This is a genomic window from Streptosporangium subroseum (assembly GCF_900188345.1).
In the GTDB taxonomy this organism is placed as follows: domain Bacteria; phylum Actinomycetota; class Actinomycetes; order Streptosporangiales; family Streptosporangiaceae; genus Streptosporangium; species Streptosporangium subroseum.
Genome location: NZ_FZOD01000016.1, coordinates 26,796 through 47,210 on the forward strand (window position 1 = coordinate 26,796; position 20,415 = coordinate 47,210).

At 69.3% G+C, this 20,415-nt stretch carries 16 protein-coding genes; 5 read left to right on the forward strand and 11 right to left on the reverse strand.

Going from position 1 to position 20,415, the window contains the following annotated elements; all coding sequences use genetic code 11:
- Positions 1 to 53: 53 nt before the first annotated feature.
- Entirely contained in the window at positions 54 to 179 is a 126-nt protein-coding gene (locus CHC08_RS52425) for a hypothetical protein (RefSeq protein ID WP_275937183.1), read from the reverse strand.
- Positions 180 to 669: 490 nt separating this feature from the next.
- The gene (gene serA, locus CHC08_RS17915; RefSeq protein ID WP_089208444.1) at positions 670 to 2,259 is read right to left on the reverse strand and encodes a phosphoglycerate dehydrogenase; all 1,590 of its coding nucleotides are present in this window, start codon (positions 2,257 to 2,259) and stop codon (positions 670 to 672) included.
- Positions 2,260 to 2,465: 206 nt separating this feature from the next.
- Here serA and CHC08_RS17920 point away from each other — a divergent pair, with 206 nt between their 5' ends.
- Positions 2,466 to 3,329, forward strand: a complete 864-nt coding sequence (locus CHC08_RS17920) for a hypothetical protein (protein ID WP_089208445.1) — start codon at positions 2,466 to 2,468, stop codon at positions 3,327 to 3,329.
- 63 nt (positions 3,330 to 3,392) lie between these two features.
- On the opposite strand, the gene CHC08_RS17925 is transcribed toward CHC08_RS17920, so the two are convergent.
- The 5 genes from CHC08_RS17925 to CHC08_RS17945 form a co-directional block, all read right to left on the reverse strand.
- Entirely contained in the window at positions 3,393 to 3,959 is a 567-nt protein-coding gene (locus tag CHC08_RS17925; RefSeq protein ID WP_218825353.1) for a hypothetical protein, read from the reverse strand.
- A gap of 67 nt (positions 3,960 to 4,026) precedes the next feature.
- Positions 4,027 to 6,651 (reverse strand): FtsX-like permease family protein, encoded by a 2,625-nt coding sequence (locus CHC08_RS17930; RefSeq protein WP_089208446.1) that lies wholly within the window; start codon positions 6,649 to 6,651, stop codon positions 4,027 to 4,029.
- Positions 6,652 to 6,876: 225 nt separating this feature from the next.
- Positions 6,877 to 9,501, reverse strand: a complete 2,625-nt coding sequence (locus tag CHC08_RS17935) for an ABC transporter permease (protein WP_089208447.1) — start codon at positions 9,499 to 9,501, stop codon at positions 6,877 to 6,879.
- 112 nt (positions 9,502 to 9,613) lie between these two features.
- Complete coding sequence (locus tag CHC08_RS17940; RefSeq protein ID WP_089208448.1) at positions 9,614 to 10,321, reverse strand: ABC transporter ATP-binding protein; 708 nt, start codon at positions 10,319 to 10,321, stop codon at positions 9,614 to 9,616.
- A complete protein-coding gene (locus tag CHC08_RS17945; RefSeq protein ID WP_089208449.1) occupies positions 10,318 to 10,845 on the reverse strand; it encodes a PadR family transcriptional regulator in 528 nt (175 codons plus the stop codon). Before CHC08_RS17945 ends, CHC08_RS17940 begins: the two co-directional genes overlap by 4 nt.
- A gap of 88 nt (positions 10,846 to 10,933) precedes the next feature.
- On the opposite strand from CHC08_RS17945, the gene CHC08_RS17950 reads away from it, so the two are divergent.
- Complete coding sequence (locus tag CHC08_RS17950) at positions 10,934 to 11,479, forward strand: DUF1707 and FHA domain-containing protein (protein WP_089208450.1); 546 nt, start codon at positions 10,934 to 10,936, stop codon at positions 11,477 to 11,479.
- Here CHC08_RS17950 and CHC08_RS17955 read toward each other — a convergent pair.
- Entirely contained in the window at positions 11,460 to 12,818 is a 1,359-nt protein-coding gene (locus tag CHC08_RS17955; RefSeq protein WP_089208451.1) for an MFS transporter, read from the reverse strand. The genes CHC08_RS17950 and CHC08_RS17955 overlap by 20 nt on opposite strands.
- Before the next feature lie 127 nt (positions 12,819 to 12,945).
- Between CHC08_RS17955 and dacB the strand changes: the two genes are divergently transcribed.
- The 3 genes from dacB (at position 12,946) to CHC08_RS17970 (ending at position 16,791) form a co-directional block, all read left to right on the forward strand.
- Positions 12,946 to 14,490, forward strand: coding sequence for a D-alanyl-D-alanine carboxypeptidase/D-alanyl-D-alanine endopeptidase (dacB, locus tag CHC08_RS17960; protein WP_089208452.1), 1,545 nt, complete (start codon positions 12,946 to 12,948; stop codon positions 14,488 to 14,490).
- 155 nt (positions 14,491 to 14,645) lie between these two features.
- Positions 14,646 to 15,527, forward strand: coding sequence for a CAP domain-containing protein (locus tag CHC08_RS51540; protein WP_143653258.1), 882 nt, complete (start codon positions 14,646 to 14,648; stop codon positions 15,525 to 15,527).
- Positions 15,528 to 15,930: 403 nt separating this feature from the next.
- A complete protein-coding gene (locus tag CHC08_RS17970) occupies positions 15,931 to 16,791 on the forward strand; it encodes a CAP domain-containing protein (RefSeq protein ID WP_089208454.1) in 861 nt (286 codons plus the stop codon).
- 121 nt (positions 16,792 to 16,912) lie between these two features.
- Here the strand turns inward: CHC08_RS17970 and ilvC are convergent, their stop codons facing one another.
- The 3 genes from ilvC to CHC08_RS17985 all read right to left on the reverse strand — a co-directional run bounded on the left by ilvC (position 16,913) and on the right by CHC08_RS17985 (position 20,327).
- A complete protein-coding gene (ilvC, locus tag CHC08_RS17975) occupies positions 16,913 to 17,893 on the reverse strand; it encodes a ketol-acid reductoisomerase (RefSeq protein WP_089208547.1) in 981 nt (326 codons plus the stop codon).
- Between the two features lie 39 nt (positions 17,894 to 17,932).
- Positions 17,933 to 18,457, reverse strand: coding sequence for an acetolactate synthase small subunit (gene ilvN / locus CHC08_RS17980; RefSeq protein ID WP_089208455.1), 525 nt, complete (start codon positions 18,455 to 18,457; stop codon positions 17,933 to 17,935).
- Between the two features lie 82 nt (positions 18,458 to 18,539).
- Positions 18,540 to 20,327, reverse strand: coding sequence for an acetolactate synthase large subunit (locus CHC08_RS17985; RefSeq protein WP_089208456.1), 1,788 nt, complete (start codon positions 20,325 to 20,327; stop codon positions 18,540 to 18,542).
- Positions 20,328 to 20,415 lie beyond the last annotated feature (88 nt).

Below are 20,415 nucleotides of genomic sequence, written 5' to 3' on the forward strand. Positions count from 1 at the left end.
GGTCTCGGCGAAGGCGAACCGGTAGAGCGCCTTCGAGCCTTGACCGGGTCGTCTCAGGCACGGCCGTCGCCTCCGGTCGCGGGGAACCCGACCATCGTCGTGTACGGGATCACCGGCCGCCCGGCCACCATCGTGTACGGGATCACCGGCCGCCCGGCCACCATCGTGCGCGGGGTCATCGGCCGCCCGGCCCGAACCCGGCTAACGGGCGGGAACGCCGCCGTTGTCGCGACGGTCCAGGGCGGTCTGGAGGGCCTGGGCGGCCTCGTCCTCGTTCTCTTCGGGACGGTTCCAGGGATACATGTCATACATGGCGATTCTCGTCTCGGTCGCATGCGAGCAGGAGAGGTGATCGGGACTCCGGTCACGAATCCGAAATCGAGCCCGATGCCGCGAATCCGGGTCACGGATCGGCGGCGGGGACTTGGGGCCGGCGGGCGCCATCACACCGCGGCGAGCTGCCGGTCTGCCCCTGTCAGGCCCCGCCGCGGCAGGTAATGGAGTACAAGAACCTGACGCATTTGACACCAGGTTACCTGGCCATCGAATCGCCGTCTCGCCCGCCGTACACACTTCTCACATGCTGAGACGCGGCTGCGGCCGCCGCCCGGGTCGTCGGGGCGGCGGCCGCAGCCGGAGAAACCGAGGAAACGAGGAAACGCTGCCCGGTTACTCGGCCAGGTCGACCGAGCGACCGCTGTCGGCGCCGATCTCGGCGCCGATCTGGTCGACGACGTCCTGCGGGATGCCCGTGTCGACGGTGAGCGCGATGAGGGCCTTGCCGCCCTTCGCGTCCCGGGCCACCTGCATCGAGGCGATGTTGATGCTGTGGTCTCCGAGGATCCGGCCGACGACGCCGACGATTCCGGGGCGGTCGGTGTAGGTGAAGAACGACAGGTGGTCGGTCGGCTCGATCTCCATCTGGTAGCCGTTGACCTCGACGATCTTCGTGATCTGGCGCGGCCCCGACAGCGTGCCCGAGACCGAGACCGTGCGGCCGTCGGCGAGGACGCCGCGGACGGTCACGACGTTGCGCCAGTCAGGGCTGTCGGCGCTGGTGATCAGCTCGACCGTCACACCGCGGTCCTTGGCCAGGAGCGGGGCGTTGACATAGGTCACCGAGTCCTCGACCACGTCGGTGAAGACGCCCTTGAGGGCGGCCAGCTCCAGCACCCGCACGTCGTGGGCGGCGATCTCGCCGCGAACCTCGACGTCGAGCTTGGTGGCGACCTCGCCCGCGAGGGCGGTGAACACCCGGCCGAGCTTCTCGGCCAGCGGCAGGCCCGGCTTGACGTCCTCGGCGACGACGCCGCCCTGGACGTTGACCGCGTCCGGCACGAACTCGCCGGCGAGGGCGAGCTTCACGCTGCGAGCGACCTGGGTGCCGGCCTTCTCCTGGGCCTCGTGGGTGGAGGCGCCCAGGTGCGGGGTGACGACGACCTGGTCCAGCTCGAACAGAGGGCTGTCGGTGACGGGCTCCTTGGGGAACACGTCGATGCCGGCGCCGGCGACGCGGCCCTCCTTGATGGCGGAGTAGAGGGCGTTCTCGTCGATGATGCCGCCGCGGGCGACGTTGATCAGGCGGACCGACGGCTTGACCGTGTGGAGCTCCCTGTCCCCGATGAGGCCGATGGTCTCCTTGGACTTGGGCAGGTGCACGGTGATGAAGTCGGACTCGCGCAGAACCTCCTCCAGCGAGGCCAGCCGGACGCCCATCTGAGCGGCGCGGGCCGGCTGCAGGTAGGGGTCGTAGGCGATCAGCTCGACGCCGAACGGCTGCAGGCGCTGCGCGACCAGCTGACCGATCTTGCCGAGGCCGAGAATGCCGATGACCTTCTCGTCGAGCTCCACACCGGTGTACTTCGAGCGCTTCCACTCGCCGGCCTTGAGCGCGGAGTGCGCCTGGGCGACGTTGCGCGCGGAGGCGAGGATGAGGGCCACGGTGTGCTCGGCGGCGCTGGTGATGTTGGAGGTCGGCGCGTTGACGACCATGACACCGGCCTTGGTCGCGGCCTCCACGTCGACGTTGTCCAGGCCGACGCCGGCACGGGCGACGACGCGGAGCTTGGGAGCGTGGGCGATGGCCTCGGCGTCCACCTGCGTGGCGCTGCGCACGATGAGCGCGTCCACGTCGGCGAGCGCGGGCAGGAACTGGGCACGGTCGGCACCGTCGGTGTGACGGACTTCGAAGTCGGCGCCCAGAACCGCCAGACCGGCCTCGGAGAGTTCTTCTGCGACCAGTACGACGGGCTTGTTCACAGGCTAGATCCTTCTGAGACGAGGAGGCTGCATGGACCTCACCTAGTCTATCGGCGCTTGTGAACGGCTTCACGAGTGTCCCGGGATCCGAGACGGGTACCCAATCCCTACGCATCCCATGCGCAGAAAATTCAACTTGGTATTGCTCCACACAAAACTTCGCTATTACCCTGATAAGCCGTGGTTCACTACCTATCGTTCCTCATATGAGCATCGGGAACCCCGCTCTCGGCGAAGTGCTCGCGCAGCATGGCGGCCCGCACCGGCTGCTGGCAGCGCTTGCCGAATGGGGACTCCTGGTTGCCGTGCGACCGGACCGCTCCGTCGTGCTCGGCACGACCCAGGCCGGTGATCGTGTGCTGCTCGGGTACACATCGGCGGGCACCTACGCACGGCACCGTGGCAGCCACTCGTTGTCGGCCTGTGACGCCGACACCATCCTCGACATCCAGCGTGTCACCGGTGTGCGGGAAATCGTGATCGACGCGGCTGGACCTGCGGCGGCGGCCGTGCCCATCGAGGATCTCCAGCGATATCTGCTCTCGACGCGCAGTGGGCCCACGCCCGCACTGTCGAGCGCGACCCCGACGACGACTCCGACGGCGTACGCGACCGGGGCGATGGCCACCGTCTCGCGCCCCTCGACGGCGCGCCCGAAGATCCCGGTGCCCGCGGCGCCGTCGGCGCCGTGGATCCCCGCGCCCCGGCCCCATCTGTCCGGGCCGATGCAGCAGGTGGACCCCGGCTACCGACGGTGTGACCACCCGATCCTGCCCGCGCTGCGGGCCGCGATCTCGCACCTGCTCTCCGGCTACCCGCTCGTCCACCACGTGTGGATCTCCGAGGCCCGGACCTCCTCCGGCGCCCCGGGGATCATGTTGCACGTCAAGGTGCACATGTCGGCGGCCGAGGACGTGGTCAGGGACATCCATCGCGGAGTACGCGCCCGGCTGCCGCAGCTCGCGGCGAGCGAGGCGCCGATCCTCATGGCCAGGGTCGCCGACGCGCGCAGCGAGCAGCGGATGGTCGAGCTGGGCGCCCACGTGGTCTGCGCCGACGTCACCGACTGAGGACGTCACAGGTCCGGGGTCGTCGCCCGGCGGGAAGAAACCCGCCGGGCGACGACCCCGGGCTTATTTGATCAAGGTGTTCGCGACGACGATGGCCAGGCCCAGCAGCATGTCGACGCACCCCACCTTCCAGGCGGCCGGCCAGGAGCCGCCGGAGGCCCTGGTGGCCCACACTCCCCAGCCGAACAGCGTGACCGCGTTGAACACCAGGACGACGTTGACGGCGGTGGACGAGTTCCACCACCCCAGGTGGGCCGCGAGAAGCGCGCCCGCGGTCGGCAGGGTGGCCGCCACCAGCGGCCACTCGGTCAGCACCGAGCGCGCCGCGTGGACGAGGGGCTTGTCGCCGGTCACGGTGTGGTGGGCGAGCGCGTGCGCGTACCCGTGGGCGAAGGCCGCCACCAGCCCGGAGATCAGCACCCACAACGCGTCGTATCCGGGATTGGCCGGGGCCTGGTCCAGGGCGGCTGCCAGGCTGCTGGCCAGCACGGTGCCGTAGACGGCGCCGAACAGCAGCCGCTCGGACGGCTCGCGCCGCCGGATCCGGCCCAGCATGCCCGAGCGCCTGGGGGATCTGAGAGGTTCGGTGCTGTCGGCCATCGTCTCGCTCGCTGCCGTGAACTGGGACACCACCACACCTACCAGCTCTTTCGTCCGGCCCGGCGTACCCTCGCCGTCGCCCGGCCGGAAACCCCGCCTACCCCATCCGGCGGATCAGCGTGGTCCTGGTCCCGGCGAACGCCATCGCGATCAGCGCCGCCGCCAGCGGCAGGCCGATCCCCACGGCGAGGAGCTCCGGCCACGGCACCCTGAGGATGACGCCCATCCTCTCGAACGGCACCCCGTTGAGTCCGATCTCCCGCACGGCGTCGCGCCGCAGGCTCACCTGGCTCGCCAGCGCGAGCCCGGGGACCAGCCCGATGAGCAGGCCGAGGGGCACTCCCAGCCCGGCGATGAACATCGCCTGCCCGGCCGCCACCAGCCTGCGGGTCCCGGGCCTCGCCCCGACCGCCGAGAGCGTGTCGAGGTCGGACCGGGCGTCCGCCGCGGCCAGTCCCGCGGCGGTGAACGTGCCGCCGAGCACCACCACGGAGGCGAAGGCCGCCATGACCCACAGGATGAAGGCGGGTCTGTCATCCTGCCGGCTTCCCCGTTCGGTCCGGACCGCGACCTTGGTGGTGACGGCGCGCACCGGCCCGCTGAGGCGCTGCTCCTGCTCCCGGGTCAGGTGGGCGACCGCCGGATCCACGACGAGGTGGCTCAGCTTGGCGGTGAACCCCTCCTTGGTGATCACCCCGACCGGCATCACACCGAGCACGTTGAACGGCCCCTGAACGGTGGCCACCACCGCGGGCACGGCGACGGTCCGCTCCTTCGGCTCGTCCGACGTCCACGTCGAGAGGTTAAGACGGATCCTGCCGTCCCTGACCGCCTTCGGATTGAAGATCACCATCTTCCCCTCCGCCAGCGCCGTCTCGGCCGCTCGATCGGTACGGCCCAGCAGGAGGCGGAGCAGGTCGGGCCCACCGGCCGGAAGGTAGCCGAACCCCGATGACGTGGTCATACAGCGGCTGCACGCTCCGTCCATTTGCTGGAACGACACCATCCCGTCGTCGGCGACCGGGACGTAGGCCTCCACCAGCGGCACGCCGGGGAGCACCCCCTCGACGATCGGCCGGATCTTCTTCCAGGACTCCTCGGTGACGTCGTTGCCGTAGACCGCCGTGGCACCCATCGGAAATTGCATCCGGTAGTACTCGTCGGACGCTCTCCGCTCGCTGGCGACGCCGACGGTGAACGCGCTGAACGCCGCCGCGGCGGCCAGCACCGCCACAATGGCGGGGGCCGTACGACCTCGGTTGCGGGAGGCGTCGCGAGCGGCCAACCGGAAGGGCAGCGGGAGCCCTCCGGCCAGTCCGCCGATCAGCCGGACCAGCCGGGGCGTCACCATCACCAGGCCGAGCAGCCCGATCACTGCACCGAAGAGAACCACCGAGTCGGCCACCCAGATCCCGGAGATCATCGCCCCGACCCCCGCCACCAGCAGGATCAGACCGAGCAGCGGCCATCCGGCGCGGTCGCGCACCTCGGCCCGCCGCCCGGTGAGCGCCGCCACCACGTCCGCCCGAGCGGCCTGTACGGCGGGCACCACGGCCGCCGCCACCCCGCTGAACACGCCGAGCACCGCGACCAGCGCGATCTGCCCGGCAGGCACCTCGAACGGCCCCATCTCTCCGAGCGGCCAGACCCCGAGGTAGGACGTGATCGCTCTGGCGGCGGCGATTCCTCCAGCGATGCCGAGCACCGCGGCGGCCAGTCCCAGGGTCAGCCCGTCGGCCAGCACGACCAGCTTGAGGTGGCGGGCCGAGCCGCCCTGGGCGGAGATGAGCGCGAGCTCCCTGCGACGGCGCCGCAGGCCCACGGCGAAGGCGGGCCCGGCCAGCAGCACAACCTCGATCACGGCCAGCGTCACCCCCATGACGCCCACGAGGAGAGCGTTGATCCCCCTGCTGCCCAACCACCCCCTGATGGCCTGCTCCGGCCCGTCGCCCACGGGCGGCGGGTCCTCCAGCACCGCTCGCGACAGCACGGTCACACCCGCCCGATTGATCCGGCGCGTCTCGTTCCAGGTGATCGGCGCCGGGGTGTCCACCAGCCAGGACCGTTCGGCCGCATAAGACTCTTCGACAGCGGTCGTGGTACCGACGGGGATCAGCGAGCCGGGCAGTCCGATGATCTTGATGCCGAGGCGGTTCGGCTGTTTGACCACCGCCCCCACCACCCGTTTGGGCACGTCGTCACGGGTGTAGCGGATCGTCGAGCCGACTTCCGCCTTCAGGAAGGCGGTGACGACCACCTCGTCCGCGGTCTGCGGGTAGCGCCCTCGTAAGAGCGGGAACATCCCCGCCGCCATCGGGTCGCGCAGGTCGATCTCCCGGACTCCCGCGGAGGCGTAGTCGGTCCCGGTCCAGTACTCTCCGAAGTCTTCACTCATCGGGATGATCCGGCCGGGTCCGATCACGGCCTGGATCTCCGCCTGGGACCGCTTCCGCAGCGGCCTGTCACGTCGGGGCTCCCAGTCGTCGCCTCTCAGGTTCTGCCGGATCGGCTCCGCAGCCCTGGCGATCACCTTGGCGTCGGCCGCGCCCAGGTCCATGGTCAGCCGCTCTCTCGGATCGATGTTCCGGGTGACGTCCACGGTCAACACGGCGGTGAGGGCGAGGATGGGCAGGCCGATCATCACGATGATGAGCGCGCTACGCCCCTTGGCTCGCCCGATTCCGCGCCGGGAGATGCGCAGCGCGGCAAGAAACGCGCTCATCGGACACTCTCCGGGGTGGAGGTGGAATCGGAGGCGGGCAGGTCGAAACTCATTGTTGTGTCTCCTGCGTTAGGGGGAGGCCGCCGGCACGGCCTCGCAGTGATCAGGCAGCGCGCCCGGGTGGCCGACGCCCGCGTCACCGGCTGAACGTGACGGCCGGGCAGCCCGGCAGGCCGCAACCGGGCGGCGAGCTCGCGGTTCCCTCACGGGAGCCATGAGCCGGGGTCAGGTGAGACGACGGGTGAGCACCGCCCTCGTCCGGGTGAGGGCCCCCGCCACCAGCGCGGCCAGTATCGGCAGGCCGATCACCACCGCCGCGAGGAAGAGCCAGGGGATCTCGATCGTCGGCGGCGCCCACAGTGGGGACAGGATCCCGCCGTCCTCCATCCGGTTGCCCATGAAGCGTTCCGTCCAGCCCCGGGTTTCCGCGGGCCAGATCGCGGCGATTCCCGTGAAGGCGCCGGCCGGCGCGCCGATCAGGACGCCGAGTCCCGCGATGAATCCGGCCTGCCCCGCGACGACCAGCCTGCGCGTGCCGGATGGCGCTCCGACGGCGGCCATCGTCGTGAGGTCGGGCCGCATGTCGGCCGCCGCGAGCCCGGTGGCGACAAATGTGCCGCCCAGCACCAGAATGAGCGCCGCTCCCAGGAGCATCCACATCAGCGGGGCGGGATCTTCCTGGAATCCGGGCTCGACATAAACGTTGGACGGGGCCACCGTCGCGAGTTCCCACTCCAGATCCAGCTCCTGCTGGAGGGTGGGCCGGTAGGAGGCCGGGTCGATGTACAGAGCGCGGGTCTTCACCTCCAGCCCAGCGTTCTGGGCGGCGGCGACCGGCAGCACCGCGACGGCGTACCGGGGATCGGCGGCCCTGGCCACGACGGCGGGGATCGTGATCTCGGAGCGCGCCCTGAGGTTCTCACCGCCCGAGACCACGATGCGCGCAGTCACGCTCAGGCTCAGCCGTCCGTTTCGCACCAGGCGTGGATCGAACACCACTGCTTTCCCCGAGGAGAACGCGGCCGACGCCACCGGGTCCTGCCGCCCCTGGACGAGGGTGAGCAGCCGCCCGTCCCCGATCGGCAGGCCGCCGGAGCTGCCGGGGAAGAACGGCGGCCCGTTGCCGTCGATGCGCCGGGAGCTCAGCATGAGGGTGACGCCCTTGGCGTCCCGGACCTCGGCGGCCTCGATCAGCGGCACCCCCGGCAGCTTCCGTTCGGTGGCCGCCCTCAGTTTGGCCCATCCGTCGTCGTCGAGGCCTCTGGTCTCGATCGTCGTGGTTCCGGCCGGAATTACCGCCTGGAAGGCGTCGCGGCTCTGGGCGTAGCCACTGCTGGTCGCGACCCCCACCGCGATGACCGCGGCCGTGGCGGTCATGACCGCCGCGACCGCGGAGGCCGTACGACCTCGGTGGCGGGAGGCGTCTCGGGCGGCCAGCCGGAAGGGCAGGGGAAGCCTTGCTGCCACCCGTGTGGCCGCCCTGACCAGCCGGGGCGCCAGCGCGACCAGCCCGAGCTGGGCGAGAAGGGCGGCGGCGAGGACCCAGTTCTGGTCGATCCTGATGGCGAACACGGCGGCCACGGCTCCGGCGACGAGCAGGACCAGGCCCGGCAGGAGAGTGCCGGCTCGATCGCGCACCGCGCTCGCACGCCCGCCGAGCACCGCCGCCATGTCCTGCCGGGCCGCCTGTACGGCGGGCACCAGAGCCGCGATGAGCCCGCTGCCCGTGCCGATCAGTGCGGTGATCACGACCAGGCCCCAAGGGATCTCCAGGGGGCCGACCCCACCGATCAGCCTGCCCGCTTCCAGCGCGGCCGAGAGCGAGGCCAGGCCGACGCCGAGGGTCAGACCGATCACCGCCGCACCGCCGCCGAGGACGATGCCGTCGGCAAGGACGATCATGCGTAGGTGCCCCGGAGAGCCTCCCTGCGCGGTGATGAGCGCGAGTTCGCGGCGGCGCCGGCGGAGCCCGACCGCGAAGGCGGGACCGGCGAGCAGCACCACCTCCAGCACGATCATGACTCCGGCGAGCCCGATCGCCACGGTCTGGTCCATATTGGACGAAGGCTCGAAGCGCGGGCCGTAGGCGGGCGGATCCTCGATGACGGCACGGGATCGGACCAGCAGCCCGACGCCGTTCAGCCGCTGGACGTCGGCCCACCTGACCGGCCTCGCGGTGTCGGCCAGCCAGCCGACACCGTTACCGTCCCGCCTGTCCAGGAGCAGGGTGCCGGGCAATCCCACGATCTCCGCGCTGTTGGTCTGGTGCGGGTTCTCGACCGTTCCGACGACCCGCAGCGACCTCTCCGCCCGCGTGACGACCAGCGGAGCGCCGAGGCGAGCCCCCCTCTCCAGCATCGCGGGCGTCACCGCGATTTCCTGGGGCGAGGCCGGGACCCGACCCTCCACCAGGCGATACATGCCCGCCGTCAGAGGATCTCGCAGATCCAGCTCGTGCGCGGTCACATGGCCGCGCCCGGCCCTGCTCCAGAAGTCGGCGCTGCCGTCGTTCGCCGGAAGGAGCCGGGCTCCGGGTCCGAGGAGCTTCGTCAGCTCCGCCGATGTCCACGGCGGCGTGGAAACGGGGCCGGCACCGCCTGGGCAGCACTGGCCTTGGAGGTCCTGTTCCAGCCTGCCGCGGGTCTCCGTCGTCTTGATGCGGATGTCGGCCGTTCCGAGGTCCGCGGTGAGGCGCTCTCTCGGGGTGAGGTCCGCGGTCGCGGCGAAGGTCAGGAGTCCCGTGATGACGAGGACGGGCAGGCCGATCATCACCATGATGAGTGCGCTGCGCCCCTTGGCCCGCCACGCGTCCCTGCGGGAGATGCGCAGCGCGGCGAGGAGGGCGCTCATGCCGTCCTCCCGCCCCGCGGCCCGGAACTCGCGAACCCGCGCCGCCTGTCCGTTCGCTCGTTCATCGGACGGTCTCCAGGATGGTGAGCGTGTCGCCTGTCCGTTCGCTCGATCATCGGGCGCTTTTCAGGGGGACGGCGGTGGAGTCGGCGATCTCGCCGTCGCGCAGGAAGACCACCCGGTCGGCCCAGGCGGCGTAGCGGGGCTCGTGGGTGACCAGCAACACCGCCGCTCCCACGTCGCAGCGGGCGCGCAGGAGCTGGAGGATGTCGTCGCCGGTGGGGGTGTCCAGCGCGCCGGTGGGCTCGTCGGCCAGAAGCAGTCTCCGCTCCCCGACCAGGGCGCGGGCGATCGCGACCCGCTGGCGCTGACCACCGGAGATCTCGTCGGGGAACCGGTCGGCGACCTCGGCGAGACCGACCTCGGTGAGGACCTCCAGGGCGTCCCGACGGGCCTGCTTCGCCCTGATCCCGTCCAGCTCGCGCGGGAGCATCACGTTCTCCGCCGCCGTGAGCGACGGGATCAGGTTGAGATCCTGGAAGACGTAACCGACGTGGCGGCGGCGCAGTCCGGCCAGATCGGCCGCCTTCAGGCTCACCAGCGGCGTGCCCTCGATGACCACGGAGCCGGAGGTGGGCAGGTCGAGCCCGCCCGCCAGGTTCAGCAGGGTCGACTTGCCCGACCCCGAGGGGCCCATCACCGCCACCAGCTCTCCGGCGGCGACGTCCAGGCTCACCCCTCTCAGGGCCGATACGGCCTGCGGGCCGTCACCGTGCACGCGGGTAACGTCCGCAAGCCGTACGACCGGATCGAAACTCATCGTTGTGTCTCCTGCGTCTGGGGGGAGGCCGCCATCACGGCCTCGCAGTGATCGAGCCAGCGCTGTTCGGCCTCGGCTTGAAAGATCATCGAGTCCAGTACCAGTCGCTGTGCCGGTTCGCCGGCGTTCGCGCGTTTGGCGCGGGTGAGTTCCTGCAGCGTGCGCATGGTCGCGGTGCGCTGGGCCTGGATGACCGGCCGCACGTCCGCCCTCGCGGTGACCGCCATGGCGAGCTTGATGACCAGTTCGTCCCGGGGCCGGTCGGCCTGGGCGACGGGGGTGCTGAACCATCGCTCCATCTCGGCTCGACCGGCCTCGGTGATCGTGTAGACGACCCGGCCCTGCTCGTCCTGCTCTCCGGGGCTCACCAGATCGTCGCGCTCCAGGCGGGAGAGCGTCGTATAGACCTGGCCGATGTTGAGTGGCCAGGTCGCCCCTGTCGACGTCTCGAACTCGGCGCGCAACTGGTAGCCGTAGCGGGGCCCCTGACTCAGCAGAGCGAGCAGTCCTTGCCGAATCGCCATGGATACTGAGTATGCATACTCAGTATGGTCACCGCAAGAGATCTGCATATTCTGGACAGGTTCCATACTTGGGCCTGATACTCAGAGGATGAGCTCGACGCATCCTCCGTCCCGCGCGTCCGACGGGGATCGCGACCGTGCGATCAATGAGCTCCGTGACCGCGCCGTCGAGGGGCATCTGTCACACGACACGTTCCTCGGCCGCGTCGACATGGCGCTTCGCGCACGCAACCAGGGCGAGCTCGACAACCTGGTCGCCGATCTCCCGCAACGCGGCCGGTTCCGGCGCATGGTCACCGAGGTCGTCTCCTCGGCCTCCGATTTCACCAAGCGTGTGGAATCCGCCTGGCGACGCCCCAGACTGCCCAGGCTGGCGCTGCCCGGCGACGGCCGCACCCGTTACGTGGTGGGCCGCGGCTCCGCCTGCGACCTGGTCCTCGCCGACCTGACCGTCTCGCGGGTGCACGCCGAGCTCCGCCGCGACGAGGAGGACTGGATCCTCATCGACCTCGGCTCGCTCAACGGCACCCGGCTGAACGACTGGCGCCTGGTCGGACCGGCGAGGGTCCGACCGGGCGACGTCATCTCCTTCGGCGACTGCGGCTTCCTGGTGATCACACCTCAGCTGATCTGAGCTTCTCCGATCCGAGCTTCTCCGCCGTCAGGGGGTAGCGCGCCGTCAGCACGATGCTGGCCACGACGACGAGCGCGGGCAGCAGCGTCGCGCCGTACAGCGCGGCCGTGATCGCCGAGTCGGGCTGCGCCACCGGCGCGGAGGGATCGGACTCGACGAACCCGGCCACGCCGAGCAGCCAGCTGAGCACCAGCGCGCCGAGCGCGAAGAACACGGTCTCGGCAGCCGTCCAGAGCCCGGTGAACACCCCGGCCCGCTGCCTGCCGGTGACCGTCGCGTCGTGGACGATCACGTCCGACAGCATCGAGAACTGCAGCATCTGCCACCCGGCATAGCCGAAGCCGATGACGAGCACGCAAAGGTGCGCGTACGCCGAACCCAACTGACCGGAGAAGGCCATCCCGATCGCGCCCGCCAGGAACAGCACCGATCCGAGGATCATCGCCCCGCGCTTCTCGTAGCGCCTGGACAGCCACACCCAGAGCGGCATCGTGACCAGCAGCGGACCGACGATGCACAGCAGGAGCGTGGTGGTGGCCGAGGGCTCGTGCAGGATGTAGGTGGCCAGGTACGGCGTTCCGGCCAGCATGGTTCCGGCGGCGAACATCTGCGCGCAGCTCAGGCCGAGCAGCACCATGAACGGCCTGCTGGAGCGCGCCGCGGCGAACTGGGCCCTGATCGACGGCTCGGCCGTGGCCCGTACGACCGTCGGGGCGCGGGTCGTACCGAAGAAGGCGGCGAGCATCGAGGCGAGCAGCGCGGCCCCGATGACCAGGCCCATCATCCGGTAGCCGGAGGCATCGTCGCCCGCGATCACCGGCGCGAGGGCCCCGGACAGCAGGACCGCGAGGCCGACGAAGACCATCTTCCACTGGAGGATCGACGAGCGCTCGTGGTAGTCCTCGGCCATCTCGGTGCCCATCGCCTTGTAGGGCACCTCGTAGAAGGCGTAGGCCGTCGCGGTGAGGAAGTAGAAGAGACCGACGTACAGCGCGGCGGACGTGCCGGTGAGCGGCGGGCCGGCGAAGGTGAGGGCGAACATCGCGGGGAAGGTGAGCGCGCCCAGGAGCATCCAGGGACGGCGCGCGCCGAGACGGGAGACCGTCCGGTCGGAGCGCTGGCCCACCCAGGGATTGATGAAGATGTCCCAGACCTTGGGGAGGAAGACCACGATGCCGGCGATCCAGGCGGGGATGGCCAGAATGTTGGTCATGTAGAACAGCAGCAGCAATCCCGGGACCGTGGTGAACGTCGCGGTGCAGACTGAGCCGACACCGTAGCCGATGCGCACGCTGCGGGGGACGGTGACGACGGCGGGAGCGAGCGCCGGTTTGATCATGACCCATTCAATCGCAGCAAGCGATCGCTCGGTAGACCCAGAAAGATACGGATATTTCCGTATTGCTGCGAGATTTGTGATCCTCCAGCATGATCATCGCAGATCCCCTACCCACTTTGGAGAAGCTTTGCGGCCTTCGCGAAGAGCGACAATCTCGGTCCTCCTGCTCGCCTGTCTCACCTGGAGCTCCGCCCCGGCGAGCGCCCTCGAACCCACGTCCGGCGTCACCGACCTGGTCAAAGACCTCGACCAGATCCTCAGCGACGCGCGGCTGACCCCGGCCCAGGCGGGGGTGGTCGTCAAGAGCGCCGTCTCCGGCGAACAGCTCTACGGCCAGGACGCGGGCAAGGTCCTCACCCCCGGTTCCAACGCCAAGCTGCTGACCTCCGCCACCGCGATCGACTCCCTCGGCCTGGACTTCCGCTTCACCACGAGCGTGCTGTCCACCGGTCGCAAGGCCGGATCCACCCTCGCCGGCGACCTGTACCTCAAGGGCACCGGCGACCCGACCATGCTCGCCGCCGACTACGACGCGCTGGCCGCCCGCGTCGCCGACGCGGGGATCAAGACGGTCGCCGGCAAGCTGGTCGCCGACGACACCTGGTTCGACTCGGTGCCGCTGGGCACCGACTGGGCCTGGGACGACGAGCCGTACTACTACTCGGCGCAGATCTCCGCGCTGACCGCCTCCCCCGACACGGACTACGACGCCGGCAGCGTGATCGTCTCGGTCGCCCCCGGATCCGCCGCCGGCAAGCCCGTCAAGGTGTCCACCACCCCCGAGACCGACTACCTGAACATCGTCAACAAAGCGACCACCGGAACCACGACCAGCGTGTCGATCGAACGGCAGCACGGAACCAACACCGTTCTGATCACGGGGACCGTCGCGGGCGGCTACGACGAGTGGGTCACCGTGAACGACCCCACCGGCTACGCCGTCTCTCTCTTCCGCAAGGCACTGACCAATCACGGCGTGCGCGTGATGGGCTCCACCACTCGTGACGCGACCCCGCAGATCGCGGCCACCGTGGCCTCCCACCAGTCGATGCCGCTGAGCGAGCTCCTCATCCCGTTCATGAAGCTCAGCAACAACATGCACGCGGAGATCCTGATCAAGTCGGTCGGCCGCAAGGTCTCCGGAACCGGGACCTGGGGCGCCGGGCTCGCCGCCGCCACCTCCTTCGCCCACGCCAACGGCATGCCCTCGCTGCGCATGCGGGACGGCTCGGGCCTGTCCCGGGGAGAGGGACTCACCCCGGGCGGCATCACGGACCTGCTGATCGCGCTGCGGTCCAAGCCCTGGTTCTCCACCTGGTACGGCTCGCTGCCGATCGCGGGCGAGCCGGACCGGATGGTCGGCGGCACGCTGCGGAGCCGGATGGCCGGCACCCCCGCCGCCGGGAACGTCCGGGGCAAGACCGGTTCCCTGACCGGCATCTCGGCCCTGTCCGGCTACGTGACCAGCGCGGACAACGAGCCGCTGGTCTTCTCCGTGCTGCTCAACCAGTATCTGTCCGCCTCCCCGAAGGACATCGAGGACAAGATCGCCATTCGCCTCGCCCAGTTCAGCAGGACCGCACCCGCCGACGTGATGAACATCCAGCTCAGGAAGGCCCCGGCGGACGCCCCCGAGATCGAGTGCTCCTGGCTGAAGCCCGCGCAGTGCTGACCGGTCGATGACCGGCCGATGATACCCCCGACGCCTCTGGGACCACTCTGGTTTACCTGAAACCCACATTAATGTCTGAAATTTCGTGACAACAGCGGTCTATGCCGACAGAATGCGGAATCCATCCAGCGTCTAATCAATCTGGAGGAACCGACATGCGTAGACCGCTAGGGGCACTGCTGTGTCTCGGGAGTCTGGTGGCGCTCAGCACGCCGATCGCCACCGCCCAAGCCGCAGCAGGTGCCCCGCAGGTCGCGTGCCGGGTGTACGCCGCCAAGCCCTACGTCACAGCCGCCGGAAAGATCCAGGCATCCGCCGCCCGGCTGGGCTGTGGCAACAACGCATTGGTCCGCATCCGCATCAAACGCGCGGTGGCCGGGACCGACCCGATCGTCAAGAGCGCGGCCAGGAAGGGCTCCAACGGGCGAGTCACCGTGAAGCTGGGGTGTGCGCCCGGCGTCTACTACGCCACCGCCACCGACTACCGGGGCCACACGAGCACGTCCAAGCCCGTCCGGCTGGCGTCCTGCACCCCCACGAGCACCCCGGCCCCAACCCCCACGACCACCGCCGCCCCCGCGGCGACCCCCAAACCCACCCCCACGGTCAGCACGACCCCCACGACCCCGACGACCCCCGGGGTCGGAACGGCCGAGGAGAACGAGGTCCTGCGGCTGGTCAACATGGAGCGGGCGAAGGGCGGCTGCCAGCCGCTCAAGCACGACGCGCAGCTCCGCAAGGCCGCCTTCGACCACTCGGCCGACATGGCGGCCCAGAACTACTTCAGCCACACCTCCAAGGACGGCCGTGACTTCATGGCCCGCATCCGGGCGGCCGGCTTCACCGGTGGGTCCGGCTGGGCGGAGAACATCGCCGCGGGACAGACGACCCCTGCCTCCGTGATGACCGGCTGGATGAACAGCGCGGGCCACAAGGCCAACATCATGAACTGCAAGTTCACGCTCATCGGTGTCGGCCTGGCCAAGGGCACCCAGGGGTACAAGATCTACTGGACCCAGGACTTCGCCGCCAGGTAAACCCCGGCCTTCCCCCCGGGAGACGGCGGAGAGTACGGCGACGCCCCCGTGACGGATGACCGTCGCGGGGGCGTCGCCGTACGAGGTGGCCCCGTCCGTCCCGGCCCCGTCCGGCTCGTGAAGGGCTCCGAGCTCGAACGCTCCCGATCGACGTTCCCTGAGTGCTTCTGGCTGAGGCCCGTGGAGCGCCGCGACCGGTTCATCGTGTGAACGTCTCCGAGCTCGGGTGCCCCTGGCCGAAGCCCGTGGAGCGTTGACCCAACGCAGCCTCTCCTGTGCACCACTTGAAGCACTTTGGTTTACCCGGAAATCACAGCAACGCCCGGCGTTCCACAGTAAGAGCGATCTATATCTACAGAATGCGAGATCCAACCAGCGTCCAACCAAATCCGGAGGAACCGACATGCGTAGACCGCTAGGGGCACTGCTGTGCCTCGGGGGCCTGACGGCACTCGGCACACCGATCGCCACGGCCCACGCCGCGGCAGCCCCGCAGGCCGCGTGCCAGGTGCACGCCGCCAAACCCCGTGTCACCGCCGCCGGAACCATCCAAGCCTCCGCCTCCCGCCTGGGCTGTGACGACACCGCGCTGCTCCGCATCCACATCAAACGCGCAGTGGCAGGGACCGACACGGTCGTCAAGAGCGCAGCCCAGAGGAGAGCCAACGGGTGGGGCATCGCGAACCTGCGGTGCGCTCCCGGCGTCTACTACACCGCCGCCACCGACCGCAAAGGCAACGAGGACAGCTCCAAGCCCGTCCGGCTGTCCTGCACGACGGACGCCCCTACTCCCACGCTGACTCCCACACCGACGCCCACGCCAACACCGACGCCCAGCGCCGGCACGGCCCTCAAACCCGCTTCGGCCGCCCAGTGGCCCTCAAGCAAGGAAGAGGCCGAGGTGGTGCGGCTGGCCAACCTCACGCGACAGACGAAAGGCTGCGGTCCGCTCACGCACGACGTACAACTGCACTCGGTCGCCCAGAACAACTCGAAACACATGGCCGCCACCAACGCCCCTGACCACGAGAACGCACTCGGTCGCATCAGGGCGAGCGGCTTCGCGCCGATGTCGGTCTGGGGGGAGAACGCCGCGTGGGGCTTTCCCACCCCGAACAAGGTGGTCGATGAATGGATGAAGGAGGACGACGTCCCCACTCAACGGGAGAACATTCTGAACTGCGCCTACACCCACGCCGGGGCGGGCCTCGCCTACAACGCCCAGAAGGTCCCCTACTGGACTCTGGTCTTCGCCAAGCGCTGAGCCCGGACGGCCCGCGCCCCCGCGAAGTGAACCTTCGCGGGGGCGCGGGCCGTACACGTTGGGACACCGCGCGGAGCGCCGGGCACATCGAGGTGCCCGGATCGGCTCGCGGTGAGTTCCGCTACTTCAGCCAGCTCATCATCGGGCGGAGCTTGGCACCGGTCTTCTCGATCGGGTGCTCGGCGAGCTCGGCGCGGTAGGCGGTGAACTTCTTCTGGCCGCCGTCGAACTCCTCCACCAGCTCCTTCGCGAACTCGCCGGACTGGATCTCGGCGAGAATGCGCTGCATCTCCTTCTTGGTCTCCGCCGTCACGATGCGCGGGCCACGGGTGTAGCCGCCGTACTCGGCGGTGTCGGAGATCGACCAGTTCATCTTGTGGATGCCGCCCTCGTACATGAGGTCGACGATCAGCTTCATCTCGTGCAGGCACTCGAAGTAGGCGACCTCGGGCTGGTAGCCGGCCTCGACCAGGGTCTCGAACCCGGTCTTGATCAGCTCGGCCAGGCCACCGCAGAGGACTACCTGCTCGCCGAAGAGGTCGGTCTCGGTCTCCTCGGTGAAGGTCGTCTTCAGCGCGCCGGCGCGGGTGCCGCCGATGCCCTTGGCGTAGGAGAGGGCGAGGTCCCAGGCGCTGCCGCTGGCGTCCTTCTCCACGGCGACGAGCACCGGCACGCCGCGGCCCGCGGTGTACTGGCGGCGGACGAGGTGACCGGGACCCTTGGGCGCGACCATGGCCACGTCCACACCCTCGGGGGCCTCGATGAGGCCGTAGCGGATGTTGAGGCCGTGACCGAAGAAGAGGGCGTCGCCCTCGACCAGGTTCGGAGCCACGTGGTCGGCGTAAAGGTGACGCTGGATGTGGTCCGGCGCCAAGATCATGGTCAGGTCGGCCTCTTCGACGGCCTCCCCGGGGGAGAGCACGCGCAGGCCGTCGGCCTCGGCCTTCTCGCGGCTCTTGGAGCCCTCGGGCAGACCGACCCGGACGTCCACCCCGGAGTCGCGCAGGGAGAGCGCGTGGGCGTGACCCTGGCTGCCGTAGCCCAGGACGGCCACGTGCCGGCCCTGAATGATCGACAGGTCGGCCTGGTCGTCGTAGAAGATCTCAGTCACTTGCTTAACCTTTCGGGTTTCCTATGCGACTCACGCGGTCCGGTCGAGGGCCCGCAGAGAACGATCGGTGATGGAACGGGCGCCGCGGCCGATGGCCACCATGCCCGACTGAACCAGTTCTTTGATGCCGTACGGCTCCAGGACCTTGATGAAGGCCTGCAGCTTGTCCGGCGTGCCGGTGACCTCGATGGTCACCGCGTCCGAGGCGACGTCGACGCAGCGGGCACGGAACAGGGTGACCAATTCCAGGACGCTCGAACGGTTCTCGGCGTCGGCACGCACCTTGATCAGGGTGAGTTCGCGCTGCACCGACTGCACCGGGTCGAGCTCCACGATCTTCAGCACGTTGACCAGCTTGTTGAGCTGCTTCGTGACCTGCTCCAGAGGCAGGTCGGCGACGCTGACCACGATGGTCATCCGTGAGATGTCCTCGTGCTCGGTCGGCCCGACAGCCAGCGAGTCGATGTTGAACCCGCGGCGGCTGAACAGCGACGCGACGCGCGCGAGCACGCCGGGCTTGTTCTCCACCAGCACGGAGAGCGTGTGCCTGCTCATGACTTCTCCCTCAACCGGCGGCCCGCCCGCGCGTGCGCCGGGCCGCTGTGCCTGTCTGTCCGCTCGCTTCGCTCGCTCACGCCTAGTCCTCGCCGTCCCAGACCGGCGCCATGTCGCGCGCGAACTTGATGTCGTCGTTGCTCGTCCCCGCCGCGACCATCGGCCAGACCATGGCGTCCTGGTGCACGACGAAGTCGATCACGACCGGCACGTCGTTGATCTCCATCGCCTTCTGGATGGTCGCGTCCACGTCCTCGGGACGCTCGCACCGGAGACCGACACAACCGTATGCCTCGGCCAGCTTCACGAAGTCCGGAATCCGCTGGGCCGTCTGCAGGTCGCTGTTGGAGAAACGCTCGTTGTAGAACAGCCTCTGCCACTGCCGGATCATGCCGAGGTTACCGTTGTTGATGATCGCGACCTTGATCGGCACACCCTCGATGGTGCAGGTGGCCAGCTCCTGGTTGGTCATCTGGAAGCAGCCGTCGCCGTCGATGGCCCAGACCACGCTGTCGGGGCGGCCCATCTTGGCGCCCATCGCGGCGGGGAGGGCGAAGCCCATCGTGCCAGCTCCCCCGGAGTTGATGAAGGTGCCCGGGTTCTCGTAGCCGATGAACTGGGCGGCCCACATCTGGTGCTGGCCGACGCCGGCGGTGTAGATGGCGTCGGGACCGACGAGCTCGCTCAACCGCTCCATGACGTACTGCGGGGCGAGGGAGCCGTCCTCGAAGTTGTCATAGCCCAGCGGGTAGGTCTGCTTGTAGGCGTTGAGTGCCTTCCACCATTCGGTGTAGTCGCCCTTGCGGCCGTCGCCGCGCACCGCCGTGAGGAGGTCGGTGAGAACCTCCTTGCAGTCGCCCACGATCGGGACGTCCGCGTACCGGTTCTTGGAGATCTCAGCCGGGTCGATGTCGGCGTGGATGACCTTGGCATGCGGGGCGAAGGTGGACAGCTGGCCGGTGACGCGGTCGTCGAAGCGGACGCCGAGCGCGATGAGCAGATCCGACTTCTGCAGCGCGCCGACCGCGGACACCGAGCCGTGCATGCCGGGCATGCCCATGTGCTGCGGATGGCTGTCAGGGAAGGTGCCGCGCGCCATCAGGGTGGTGACGACGGGGATGTCCATCAGCTCTGCGAACTCCAGCAGCTCCGCCGACGCACCCGCCCGATGCACGCCGCCGCCGACGTAGAGCACCGGCCGCTTGGCCTCGATGATGAGCTTGGCCGCCTCGCGGATCTGCTTGGAGTGCGGCCGGGTCACCGGGCGGTAGCCCGGCAGCTGCATCACCGGAGGCCACTGGAAGTTCATGGTGGACGTGAGCGCGTCCTTGGAGATGTCGACCAGCACCGGCCCCGGACGTCCGGTCGAGGCGATGTGGAAGGCCTCCATGATCGTCCTGGGGATGTCCTCGGGGTCGGTGATCAGGAAGTTGTGCTTGGTGATCGGCATGGTGATGCCGGAGATGTCGGCTTCCTGGAAGGCATCCGTGCCGATGGAGCTGCTGACCACCTGACCGGTGATCGCGACCATCGGGACCGAGTCCATGTAGGCGTCGGAGATGGGGGTGACAAGGTTGGTCGCGCCGGGACCGCTGGTCGCCATGCAGACCCCGACCTTGCCGGTGGCCTGCGCGTATCCCTGGGCCGCGTGGCCGGCGCCCTGCTCGTGCCGTACAAGCACGTGCCGGACCTTGGCCGAGTCGTAGAGAGGGTCGTAGGCCGGGAGGATGGCACCGCCCGGGATCCCGAACACGGTATCGACCCCGACCTGCTCCAGCGCCCTCACGAGGGCCTGGGCTCCTGTCATCTGTTCGGTCATCGGCTCGTTCCTTGTGGCTGAGCATGCTTGACGACATAAAAAATGCCCCATTCCGCCTTGGGAGGCGGAGCTGGGGCGGCGCGCAGGTCGTAGTGCTTCGCGTTATCGGCCTGCGCGCCGGCGAAGTACTACGAGAATC